The 12,796-nt window shown below is 36.5% G+C and carries 7 protein-coding genes; 4 read left to right on the forward strand and 3 right to left on the reverse strand.

Annotation, left to right across the window (positions count from 1 at the left end; genetic code table 11):
* Window positions 1–355 precede the first annotated feature (355 nt).
* Both B1NLA3E_RS11010 and helD read left to right on the forward strand, forming a co-directional pair.
* A complete protein-coding gene (locus tag B1NLA3E_RS11010) occupies window positions 356–973 on the forward strand; it encodes a peroxiredoxin (RefSeq protein ID WP_236619663.1) in 618 nt (205 codons plus the stop codon).
* A 342-nt stretch (window positions 974–1,315) separates the two neighbouring features.
* A complete protein-coding gene (gene helD / locus B1NLA3E_RS11015; RefSeq protein ID WP_015593917.1) occupies window positions 1,316–3,643 on the forward strand; it encodes an RNA polymerase recycling motor HelD in 2,328 nt (775 codons plus the stop codon).
* A gap of 237 nt (window positions 3,644–3,880) precedes the next feature.
* Here helD and B1NLA3E_RS11020 read toward each other — a convergent pair whose 3' ends face one another.
* Entirely contained in the window at window positions 3,881–4,606 is a 726-nt protein-coding gene (locus B1NLA3E_RS11020; protein ID WP_015593918.1) for a class I SAM-dependent methyltransferase, read from the reverse strand.
* Between the two features lie 273 nt (window positions 4,607–4,879).
* Between B1NLA3E_RS11020 and B1NLA3E_RS11025 the strand changes: the two genes are divergently transcribed.
* Window positions 4,880–5,230 carry a hypothetical protein gene (locus B1NLA3E_RS11025; RefSeq protein WP_015593919.1) on the forward strand — a complete coding sequence of 117 codons (351 nt, stop codon included), beginning with the start codon at window positions 4,880–4,882 and terminating at the stop codon, window positions 5,228–5,230.
* A 40-nt stretch (window positions 5,231–5,270) separates the two neighbouring features.
* Here the strand turns inward: B1NLA3E_RS11025 and B1NLA3E_RS11030 are convergent, their stop codons facing one another.
* The gene (locus B1NLA3E_RS11030) at window positions 5,271–7,058 is read right to left on the reverse strand and encodes a TIGR04190 family B12-binding domain/radical SAM domain protein (RefSeq protein WP_015593920.1); all 1,788 of its coding nucleotides are present in this window, start codon (window positions 7,056–7,058) and stop codon (window positions 5,271–5,273) included.
* 338 nt (window positions 7,059–7,396) lie between these two features.
* On the opposite strand from B1NLA3E_RS11030, the gene B1NLA3E_RS11035 reads away from it, so the two are divergent.
* Entirely contained in the window at window positions 7,397–10,816 is a 3,420-nt protein-coding gene (locus B1NLA3E_RS11035; protein ID WP_015593921.1) for a hypothetical protein, read from the forward strand.
* Between the two features lie 152 nt (window positions 10,817–10,968).
* Here B1NLA3E_RS11035 and B1NLA3E_RS11040 read toward each other — a convergent pair whose 3' ends face one another.
* Window positions 10,969–12,525 carry an ABC-F family ATP-binding cassette domain-containing protein gene (locus tag B1NLA3E_RS11040; protein WP_015593922.1) on the reverse strand — a complete coding sequence of 519 codons (1,557 nt, stop codon included), beginning with the start codon at window positions 12,523–12,525 and terminating at the stop codon, window positions 10,969–10,971.
* Window positions 12,526–12,796: the final 271 nt, after the last annotated feature.

Genomic DNA, 12,796 nt, shown 5'->3' on the forward strand with positions numbered 1-12,796 from the left:
ACGCCGAACAATAAAATTGCAATAAGCATCAAGTGCATCTACTTTAATAAATGCGAGTGAACGTGGTTTTGAAAGGGACAAATTAACTGTGTTGTATAAAAATAAAGACAACATTTTTTTGTAGTTTAAAGAGAAAAATGAATGCTCATGGAGTTCGGCTATGTTTTATAAAGAAATGCAAAAGTATTAGATTGTTTAGATCTTATTCTTAATTTGTAAAGTGATTGAAGCGAAAGACTTTCCCTAAATAGGCTCAATTGGACAAAAAACTAGACATATAATATGTAATGAAATTCAAATCGAGAATAAAAATTAGCAAAATAATCATTTAGGTGATATGAATTGAGGTGGAAAAATGGAATTTATAAGGCCTGAGGATGTTTTAGAAGATTGTGCATCTACGTTTTGTGCACAAACAACAGATTTAGCACCTTTATTTTTTGCAGAAGCATACGACAATGTAGAAAAGAAAATAAAAGAGGTTCGTCTAGAAAGTCTTCGAGGGAAATGGGTTATCTTATTTTTTTATGCAAGTGATTTCACTTTTGTTTGACCAACAGAGTTGGCAGCGGTCGCTGCTATTTATGATCAACTGAAATTTCTAAATTCCGAATTACTTGCTATAAGTACAGACAGTGTATATTCCCATAAGGTTTTTACCGAGGTTTCTCCTTCTGCGTCAAAGGTGGCGTTTCCACTTTTAAGTGATCGAAACCATAAAATTAGTAAGGCCTACAGAGTACTAAATGAGAAAACGGGCGCTACATTTAGAGCAACCATCATTATAGATCCAGAAGGGATAATCGTTACCAAATTCGTAAACCCTTTAGAAGTTGGTCGAAATGTTTACGAAATTTTAAGGGTAATTCAAGGGATACAATATAGTAGAAGGACTGGAGAAGGGGTACCTGCTAATTGGGTCCAAGGGCAACCAGGAATTATTAGGGATCCAAAATACATTGGGAGAATTTAAGTGCTACGTATAGTTTCAAAATGCTTCAATAAAAACATAAATGTTTGAGTTGTTTAAAAGTGTCGATACATTAATTTGAAAAAAAAGAAGACATCCTTCATATTTTGAAGGAGGCCTTCTTTTAAAATGGCAAATTTCCTAAACAACAAAAAAACGCGAATCACATCCCGTTTGCCATTATATATGTAATTATATCTTGTAAAAAAAAACCCTACATGCTACAATAATAAACGGTCAAAAATACATTTTTGTTTATCTTTATAAAATAACCCTATAATAACATTATCATAAACAAACATCAATGTCAACAAAATACTAAAAATAAATTCTAGGAGTGATTGGATGAGTAACCATCAACAAATAGAGTGGCAAAAAGAACAAATTCGAGTTTCAGATGTGATTTATGAAATAGAGAAAAAGATGGTGAAACTGAAAGAAAAGGGAGGTGCTGTTGGTCAAGATGTTCAAGAGCTTCGTGAAACATTTTGGAATGATGTTACCGTAAACATGGATGAACCTGACGATATTATCGAAACCCATACCAGCATAAGACAGCATGCTGAATTACTTTCAGAACGTGAACGAAGTCGTTCGCAAATTCAGCGACAAATAAAAACTTTGACGAGATTAAAGAATTCGCCTTATTTCGGACGGATTGATTTTTTAGAGGAAGGGGAAAAACAACAGGATACAATTTATATTGGGATCGGCTCATTTATGGATCGGGACGATCAAAACTTTCTTATTTATGATTGGCGCGCACCGATCTCAAGCCTTTATTATGATTTTCCACCTGGACCAGCTCAATATCGTACTCCGTCTGGGAATATTAGTGGAGAAATGGAATTAAAACGGCAATTTATCATCAAAAATGGAGAAATAAACGGAATGTTTGACAGTGGAATAACGATCCGGGATGAGATGCTTCAGGCTGTTCTTGGGAGCAATGCCGATACACAAATGAAGAGTATTGTTGCCACCATTCAAAAAGAACAAAATGAAATCATTCGAAATGAACGGAGTCAGATTGTGGTTGTCCAAGGAGTGGCTGGTAGTGGTAAAACGTCTGCTGCCCTACAGCGTGTAGCCTACTTGCTTTATCGCTATCGGGAATCGTTATCGCCTGAAAATATCATTTTGTTTTCACCAAATCCTTTATTTAACAGTTATGTTTCGACCGTTTTACCTGAACTAGGCGAAGAGAATATGAAGCAAAGTACATTTCAGGAATATCTTGAGCAGCGGTTAAGTAAAGAGTTTCAACTCGAGGACCCATTTGATCAAATGGAATATTTATTAACAGCTGAACATAGTGATGCTGACTATCAGATCCGGCTAAGAAGTATACACTATAAGAGTAGCATGGAGTTCAAAATCATGGTCGATTGTTATGTGGAAAAACTAATGCACGATGGATTAGTTTTTCGGCCATTAGTTTTCAGGAAAAAAGTCCTCATTAGTAAGGAACAAATATACGAGTATTTTTACAACCTTGATCGAGATTATTCTATTCCTAACCGGGTTCAACTTGTAAAAGAATGGCTAGTTAAAGAACTAAAGAAAAGAGTGAAGCTTGAACAAAAGAAAAAATGGGTCGAGGATGAAATTCAGTTTTTAGACAAGGATGATTTTATCGAAGTATTTCAGCAACTTCAGGAAAAAGGTCGATTTAGTGATAATACCTTTGATGATTTTGATCGTGAACAAGAACTATTGGCGGAAATGTTGGTCAAACAGAAGTTTAAACCAATTTTTAATCGAGTGAAAAAATTTCAGTTTATTAATATGAAAGCCACCTATCAAAAGGTATTTGAACAAAACATAGAAGTTACTCCCGATCACTGGCGTCAAATAGGCGAACTTACCATAAAAAGTCTTCAAAATAAGACAATCCTGTATGAAGATGCTACACCGTTTGTTTATTTACAGGATTTAATCTTGGGAAAAAGAACGAATGGTTCGATTCGTCATATCTTTATGGATGAAGCACAGGATTATTCGCCCTTTCAGTTAGCATTTATTAAACATCTGTTTCCGAATAGTAAAATGACGCTGCTAGGAGATATCAACCAGGCGATCTATTCGCATTCAGCTGAATCTACCACGCTACTTTCAAACAGTATTGACCAAACAAGTTCAACAGAAACGTACGTTTTAACCCGGACCTATCGTTCGACAAAACCGATCGTTGAGTTGACTAGCGCGTTCATTAAGGACGGAGATAAAATAGAACCGTTTAATCGCGAGGGGAATAAGCCGACTGTTGTGGTAGTTCAAAACAAAGAAGAGCTTCGCCAAAATGTCATTGAACAAATCAAAAGGTATAAAGAAGCGGGGCACCAAACCATTGCTGTGATTTGTAAAACAGCGCTGGAAAGCAGAGCGGCTTACGAAGCACTCAAGATGACTGAGACAGTTCGCTTAATTGAAAAGGGGACGATAACTTTTGAAACAGGCGTGGTAGTGATCCCGGCTTATCTAGCCAAAGGGATTGAGTTTGACGCTGTTATTATTTATGATTGTTCCCAGTATACCGAGGAAAGCGAACGGAAACTTTTCTATACAGCATGCACAAGGGCGATGCACGAGCTTCACCTAACATCAGTGGGACAACTTTGCCCATTAATGACTAACGTTTCGCCACAAAAATATAAGCTTGTCTGTAATTAACTACAAGGCTGTGTTAAAGCTCAATGTTGATTTTTGCACAATGTTGATTGGAGTGGAAGGCACGAAGACTCCTGCGGGAGCAGCGGGACAGGTGAGACCCCACAGGCGCTTTAGCGCCGAGGAGGCTCACCGCCCGCCCCTAAGGTGCGCGAGTGCCTGGAACGGAAATCAGCATTCTAATTTAACACAGCCGAATACAAAGAAAAAAGGCTGCTCGATTAAAAAAATCGGCAGTCTTTATTTTTTTGCTACGGCAATAATTGCTGGAGACGTGATGCTATATTCATTCTCCTTAAAATCCCCGTAAAGAGTAATTTCAGAAAAACCAGCCTCCTGTAAAACAGTAACCAGCTGGAAGGATTGAAGTGGATAAAGCTCGACAGAATGATCAAATTGTTGTATTTCTCCATCTTTTTCAACAGTTAAAGCCCCATTAAAGCGGATTTTTTCATCTAAAAATTCATATGTGCGACGGAAACTGATGCCTTCAGGCTTTTTGATCAATGGTAACTCTTGAATTTGTAGGTTTAATATACGATCATAGTTGACCGTTTGTACAATGAAAGTTCCATCGTTTTCCAAGAGCTTATATATATCCTTAATCATATTTCTGATCTCGTCAATAGAGTTTAAATGAACAATCGAATTACCAATACACACGATGACATCATAAGAGGAAGTGGAGAGAAGCTGAATTTTCTCCATTTCTAATCTGATAGATTGAAGTGGAACATTTTCATTCAGAGCTTTTTCAGCCATAGTATTGACCATTTCTTCTTCACTATCTGTTGCGGTCACATCATAGCCATTACTAGCTAGTAAAATCGCTTGATTCCCAGTTCCAGCCGCAATATCGAGAATCCTTGCTGCAGGCTTGGAATACTTTTCAATAAAGCTAATTTGGGTAGGATTTGCTGGAAAAAGAATATCGTAATATAGATTTAAATTTTGATAGAAGCTCATTTTGTAAACCTCCCTAATACACTATTCGATCTAAGTGTGGCTTTTATATCTATATTTTATACTTTTTATTATATTTTAAGCCCTTTCATTAAGCAGTGAGGAAAATCATTCAAATATCATATCCAAGTTTATTGTATGACCTAAATAAATCTTTTATTAATGAAGCATATTATTATTGTATTGATAGTGAAAAAGTAAAAAAATATACACAGCTTATACTGGGCATTCAGTGATAAAATAACGTTAATTCACATTTAGATAGGAGAGACTTCAATGGAGGAATTATTAAAACAATTAATTAATACCGTTAATGATATAAAAGAAAATGTTTTAAGTATAAATGAATCTATTCAAAACTTAGAACGCCGCGTAGAACGTTATGGAAAAATGGATAGTATTGAGCACCGAGTAGAGGTCAACCAAATTGACTTGAGTGACATTAAGGATATAGTTGAAAAAATGGAAAACTTCCAACGGGATGAAGTTCTTCCGATGGCAAAAGCTATTAAAGATATCCGGTACGCAGAAGAATTAACACTTATTCATAAACGGTTAGACGCCCAGCTTACAAAAATAGCGAAAAATGAAGAAGCTATTCTCATGATAACCGATCATGAGAGTTAATAAAAAAATCACACGACTTAACGTGTGATTTTTTTGTTGTTTAGTTATCCAGTTTTACTTGAGTGCGGGTTTTGAACGATAACTGCTTCTTCAGAGTTACGGCAATATCCTCTAAAAGAAGCTCCATTCCAACCAATGTAAGTGAGAAGAAGTTAGCATAGTGTTTTTTAACTTCCCATTTTAGCTCGTTTTCTCCACAAATACTGTATTCATTTACTTCTTGAATTTCTTTTTTTATTTTAGCAAGCGCAAGTGTTTTTTCTGCTTCTGGTAAAGTGATAATCTGATCAATTTTCTCGATATAATGAATAGAGGCGAGAATTTTCCCTTTAACATCTTCATAAGTTTCCAAGTCAATCAGCTTGTACTTTAGCTTAAACTCATTAAGAAGCTGAGCAGATTCATAAGTAGAGTTAACAATGTCATCTCTTGTCATTTTGGTCGTTTCATAGCTTAACATATATTTCCAAGAAGGGGCTTTAATGGCCTCACGGTGATCTTCAAGTGTGTTACAGAATTTTTTGTAACCGTAAAGGTCAGGGTTTTCAAATGCCGGGCTAGCAGGATCTAAGAAAGGTGCTAACGGAGCAATAAAATAAGATAAGCGGCGATCTTGATTGCATGCTTGGTGGATTTCTTCACAGAAGTCCACGTTTTTCAAAGCACTTGCATAATCTTGGTCTGGAATTCCCACCATGAAAAATAGGTCGATTTTTGCACAGCCATGGTTTAAGGCATAATTTAAAGTGTCAATAACTTTTTGATTAGTGCATCGGAACTTCCCGTTGAACCGTCTAATTCCCTCATCATGTGTCTCCAAAGTAAGTTCCATGCTATATTTTGGAACAGCATCTTCAATTTTTTTGAAAAATTCCTCATCAGCATATTGAAACAATTCGAACACTAGCTCATTCTTTAAGTTGATTTTCTTTAATCGACCTAAGAAGTCATCGACAAATTCCTTCCCACCTTGACGAATATCATGGAGGATAAAAATTGGTGCACGACTGAATCTTTGAATAAATAGGATATCCTCAACCAATTTTTCTGGTGATCTTAATGCAAGACCAGGACGATTACAGTTTTGCTCATAAGACATTTTAGAGCCACCACAAATGAGACAGCCTTGTGTACAACCACGTGCTGTTAAGATAGCTGTATTAGGGTATTGCAACCAACCGTTATACGGAAGGGGATCCTTATAGTTAAAGTATTTAAATACAGATTTTATTGAATAGCGGTATCCTGGAACATCAAATTCATCCAAACTGTCTGGAACGTATGATAAGGGGTTACTAATCACTTCTTTATTGTTTTTCCAAGTTAAATTTGGGATATCTGAAAAATTCTTTTTACCATACTTAATCTCTTCGATTAACATGAGCATTAATTTTTCAGTTGAATCGCCGCGCATTACAAAATCGATAAATGGATATTCCAATAATTCTTGGTGATAGTAAGTGGCTGACAACCCACCAAAAATCATGGGTACATCCGGATGAATTTTTTTCACTATTTTAGCTAACTCAATACTACCATGAGCGTGTGGTAGCCAATGGAGATCTATTCCAAATGCTGTAGCATTAATACTTTTTATTTTTTTCTCAACATCGAACGATGGATTCATTAACATTCGGTTGGCGATGTTAACAATTTTCACTCGCAATCCATGTCTTTCTAAATAGTCAGCAATACTGGTCAATCCAATTGGATACATTTCGAAAACGGGAGAAGATGGTACCACATCACTGATTGGACCAGCTAATAAAGAATTTTCTCGAAAATCATAAACACTTGGAGCATGCAGGAGGACTAGGTCGTATTTCAATTTATCGTCACCTCATGTGAAATTTCAATTGTACTATTGATAATTATATATATATTAGTGAACTTACTCACATCTACTACGTTTTCATACTAGCTAATAATTTCATTTAAATCTATAAATCTGAAATTGTTTCATCAAACGTTCGAAAAGGTATTTCAAAATATTGTCGAAATCAGAAAAACACTGTGACAATAGGCAAAAAACCTATTTGAAGGCGGAAAATGGTCGTTCTATTGGCAGATAATATTGAATATTATTTTAAAAAGGTGTAAAATTACACTATACATAAAATCCGAACTAAGCAATTAGGAATTATTGTATATAGGGGGGGAGAAACAGTGGAAAACGACTCAAAAGATGATCGAAAAAAGATATTTATATCAGAGTTGAATTTATTAGCCAAAGAAGACTACATCACCAGTAACCAATTCAATGTGATTGCTAAAGCTCACCACCAATATTATTATGATCTAGGATTAGAGAGGAACGAACAGAAGGAACCAATCAAGCAGGTAATCAAAGATAAAAAGCCTGTGGTTGTAACAACACCCAAGCCAAAAATTGAAAAAAAGAAACTTACTGCAGATCAAATGCGAGAAAGAAACATAACCTGGTTATTGAATTTAGGCGTTATTTTGTTGTTAATTGGCGGTTTATTTGTCGCTACTAGTAATTGGGAATCGATGTCAAACCTGATGAAAAGTAGTTCAGTTGGGCTGGTTTCTTTATTATTTTTCGGCATCGCCTATTTGTCGAGGAAAGTTTTAAAGATTGAAAAAACAGAACTTGCTTTTGTCGTCCTAGGAAGTTTGTTTCTACCAATCTTTCTTTTATCACTTGGTTGGTTCAAGCTTTTAGGGGAATATTTATCATATACAGGGGAAGGTCGATATATTTTTGGATTTATTAGTGGGTTGCTTGTGGTTCCAGTCTATATCACTTTTGCAAAACGACTAGCTTCCCGCTTATTTGTTTGGTTCTCGTACTTAGCAATAACCGTAACCGTTGCCTTTTTACTCTCAGCTTTTCATTTAGATAAGGATTGGTTTTATTTTGGTATCATGCTCTACAATGTGATCGCTGTGATGTTGTTTCACCGTTTTAAACAAAACGAAGCATTAGCCCTATTCACGAAAGAACTAGTTGCTTTTGCTCAAATACAATTGGTCATTTCTTCCCTACTAACGATGATTTTCTATGATAATCATGTCTTGAACGGCATCAATATTTTAACATCCGCAGCCGTTTATTTAGCGATGGTCTATGTAAGCGGAAAGAAGGAATATCATTTCATTTTTACTGCAATGGTGGTGTACGGTGCTTACCAGCTGATTGAGCATTCTGTTCTGGAGCTATTTGGCCCGGTTCTATACGTTCTAATAGGAATTGGGTTTTTAATCCTTCCTAAGTTTTTAGATGACCGATTTCATTGGAAAAAAATCTTTCAGCTGACAAGTGCCATTGTTTCAGGTTTAGTTTTTTTAGCTATCAGCTTTGATAGCGTTGTCATGAACATGAACAATCCATCCTGGGCACTTTTATTGGCTTATCTACTTTTAGCAGGGCAATTTATTTATTTGGCTATCGAAACAAAATCCCAGTTATTTACCTATTTAAGTCCCGTTTTTTTCATGGCATCCTATTATGAACTGGTCTTAATATTAGACCAATATTTGTATTTTGATAACTTAATTTTTCCAACATTCCTGGTTGGGTTTATCCAATTCATTACCTGCGGTTTTTACATAAAATTTTCACAAATATCGGTTATTAAAAAAAGTTCCAGAGATGTTGGTTTGGCAACAATGTTTTTAGCGCTCTTGCTCGAGCTATTAACCTTCAACTGGCTTGAACTTGGGTTTGTCCTATGCTTGTTAGGTTTTATTCTTTACTTAAGCCACCGTGTTGAGGAACGACCTTTCTACAAAATTTCAGTACCGTGGTTGTTACCTATTTCTCTAGCACTTGCCTTTACTGCTTTTGGAGAGGAAGGAAGATCAACTTGGGCCTTTTTTCATGGACAACTTGGTTTATCAATGAATACCATCCTTGGAAGCTTGATTTCGTTTTTAGCGTATCTTGGCTGGGGGAAAACGAATGAAAAGGCCTTAGCTAAAAATTCATTTTATATGGGCCAGGTATTTTATACATTAGCCTGTTTTTTGGCGTTAGTAACCAATGTTAATGAATTGTGGATGCGCCCCCTCGTATTATGCGGAGGAGTTGGCGTTTATATTGCCTTTTATCGATTTGAAAAGTACAAATGGCTTCCATATCTGATTAGCTCACTATCATTAATCACGTATTTCACTATTGTGCAATCCGTTTATTTAAAGCTAAATGTTCCGAATGAAATTCAATCCCTTGAGTACACCTTTGGTGGAGCAATTTTACTCGTTACTTCCTATCTTTTGAAAAATAAAGAAGTATCGATTGCCAATGGTTTTGCGTGGGTAGGCCAGCTGTTTTTGCCGGGTGCTTTACTCATCACTTATTTCCAGTATGGTGAAACTTCAATTTGGAGTTTTCTAATAGCAACGATGCTGTATTCTGCAAGCACGTATTTCGTCCATACTGAATGGATAACCAAAACTTTTTTGTACAGTACATTTTCAACGATGTTTATGGTAGTCGTCACAACCATGTTAAACCTTGAAACTGGTTTGGATCTTGAGTATTCATTTTTAATCACAAGTTTGATCATTAGTGGTTTTTGGATGTTAGCAAAACAAAGCTTTAAAGTTCGCACGATATATTACCTTGTTCCATTTTCAGTAGTTGGAATCGTCGCCTTTATTGTGAGCTATCCTTATGGTCTAACGCTATTTTTAGTAACGCTTGTCTATTCAATAGGGTTGATTGTGATTCTGACGGTGGTAAATTGGAAGATATCCAGAATCATTCCACTTTTTCTCCTCTTTGCTGCTACACAGCAATTTTTACAGTTAAATGGCATAGTTGAAGAGTGGAAGTTGGTCCTCGTTAGTTTAATGGGAGCCGCTTCGCTAGGTTTAGGAAGTGTTTTACACCGTGAGCTGTTTGTGGTAAATGAAAAAGAGGACATTACTCAACTTGATGTATTTACGATTAGTGCGTTCCTTTATTTCGGATCAGGCTATTTCATTCAATCAGCCTATGTATGGACGAATTTCGTTCCTGGGTTACTGATTTCGATTAGTTTGTGGCTCCAAAAATCAAGAGTACCTAAAAACTGGTCGATGTGGGTAAAGCTCTTTGCCGGTGTGTACTTATTAGAACCATACTATTCTACCATTTCAGCTATAGAAATTCCTTCACTTTTCGAGCGTGAGTTGTTCGTGTTACCATGGGTGGCAGTCGTTATTTATTTTCGCCGCTGCTTAGCTGGGAAACATCGTAGACTGATAAATGAGATTCAGTGGGCCGTCCTCATCATAGTCTCACTCCTATTGATTCAGGATGGTTTGGAAAGCTCCACCATATATGATGCCTTAATTTTAGGGACACTCTCATTGATTTCAATCCTAGGAGGGATGTTTTTACGGGTGAAATCATACTTTGTTGTGGGAGTAGGCGTGTTGTTATTAAACGTATTTTTGCAAACCCGACCATATTGGGGCAACCTCCCATGGTGGGGCTACCTATTAATCTCAGGGTCTATCCTTATTTCTGTAGCAAGCTACAATGAATGGCATAAACAAAAAACGGCAAAAGGGGAAACAACTGTCCTCACCAAAATCAAACAAAAACTACTAGTTTGGATAAATAAATGGGATTAACCGAGAAAAGTCTCCGAGTTGTTTTCGGAGACTTTTTTCATAGGTAAAAGCAGGAAGAAAATAATCGATATTCAAAAAATAAGGAGCGAATCCCAGTTAATGAGATTCCCTCCTTATTTAATTGTGTTTCTTGTGAGTTTTCAAATCGCATTTTATTTTACGGCTTCTTGAGCCCATTCCTCAACGTTCCATACCTTTGTTACCCAACCTTCGTAAAAGTCAGGTTCGTGGCATACCAAGACAATCGTACCTTTATATTCCTGCATAGCACGCTGTAATTCAGCTTTTGCGGCAATATCCAAGTGATTTGTCGGCTCATCAAATAAAAGCCAGTTACTCTCATTCATTTGTAGCTTACAAATTCGCACCTTGGCTTGCTCGCCACCACTAAGCTGATTCAATGGTCTAGAAATATGCTCGTTCTTTAATCCGCATCGTGCAAGTGCCGAACGGACCTGGTTTTGATCCATGATAGGGAAGGCATTCCAAAGATCATCAATCGGCGTAATTCCTTGTGCTTTTACTTCCTGTTCAAAGTAAGAAGGGAAGAGGAAATCACCACGTTCAATTTTACCGTTTAAAGGTTCAATTTTTCCAAGCATTGTTTTTAATAAAGTCGATTTTCCAACCCCGTTGCAGCCAATTATTGCAATCTTGTCGCCACGCTCAATCGTCATCGACATTTTCGGTAGAAGCGGGTGGTCATAGCCGATTTCAATATCTTTTCCTTCGAACACATAACGGCTACTGCTTCGTGACTCTTTAAAACTAAACGTTGGTTTCACGGCTGTTTCAGGACGGTCAATTCGTTCGATCCGATCAAGCTGCTTTTGTCTACTTTTAGCACGACCGGTTGTGGAATAACGCGCTTTGTTTTTTGCTATGAAATCTTCTTGTTTTTTGATGAATTCCTTTTGTTTTTCATAGGCATTGATGTGCTGATTTTTATTAATTTCTGCTAATTCCAGGAATTTCTCGTAGCTTGCCGTATATCTTGTTAACTTTGAAAATTCTAAGTGGAAGATGACATTGGATACAGGGTTCATAAATTCAGTATCATGTGATATTAAGATAAAGGCATATGGGTATTCTTTTAGATAGTTGGTCAGCCACCGAATATGCTCGACATCCAGGTAGTTTGTTGGTTCATCTAATAAAAGGACTTGAGGTTGCTCTAATAAAAGCTTCGCCAGTAACACTTTAGTCCTTTGTCCACCACTAAGTGCAGAAACATCACGGTCCAAGCCAATCGCATCAAGACCTAAACCACGTGCTGCCTCTTCAATTTTCATATCAAGATTATAAAATCCGCCTGCATCAAGTCGATCTTGAATTTTACCCATTTCATCGAGTAAAACTCCCAACTCTTCAGGAGTGGCAGTGGCCATTTTAGAGGTTACTTCGTTTAATAGTGCCTCTTGTTCAAATAGAGGAAGGAAAGCATCTCTTAAAATATCACGCATGGTTTTTCCTGGTGTTAGAACAGTATGCTGATCCAGGTATCCGTATTTTACACTCGGAGTCCACTCAACCCGACCGTCATCATGAATTAATTGATTAGTAATAATGTTCATTAAAGTGGACTTCCCGACTCCATTTGCTCCTACTAATCCAACATGATCTGCGTCTAATAGACGGAATGAAACATCCTTAAACAGGGTGCGATCGCCAAATGTATGACTTAACTTTTCAACTGATAATAAACTCATGTTAATTGTATTCCTCGCTTTTCATCATTCATATATATTTTGATACATTTACATATTCATTTTAAATCGTCATTTTTCATCATACTAAATTCCCTCAACGAAAACTAGCAGTTTACAAACAATCCTATAATTACCTAAGGTTTTATCACTTTAAAGCACCGGGGGTCAGGCACCAATTTCTGCTTTACAGCGTTAAAGTGAATCAACTGAATATTATTATTTTTTTGTCCTCTATATATGAACACTTGAATAGAATATGATAAAATTATAA

The organism is Bacillus sp. 1NLA3E, from assembly GCF_000242895.2.
Classification (GTDB): Bacteria; Bacillota; Bacilli; order Bacillales; family Cytobacillaceae; genus Bacillus_BU.

Excerpts from the sequence above, each read along its gene's own strand:
- helD (WP_015593917.1), top strand. The coding sequence starts at position 1,316 with ATGAGTAACCATCAACAAATAGAGTGGCAAAAAGAACAAATTCGAGTT.
- B1NLA3E_RS11020 (WP_015593918.1), bottom strand. The coding sequence starts at position 4,606 with ATGAGCTTCTATCAAAATTTAAATCTATATTACGATATTCTTTTTCCA.
- B1NLA3E_RS11025 (WP_015593919.1), top strand. The coding sequence starts at position 4,880 with ATGGAGGAATTATTAAAACAATTAATTAATACCGTTAATGATATAAAA.
- B1NLA3E_RS11040 (WP_015593922.1), bottom strand. The coding sequence starts at position 12,525 with ATGAGTTTATTATCAGTTGAAAAGTTAAGTCATACATTTGGCGATCGC.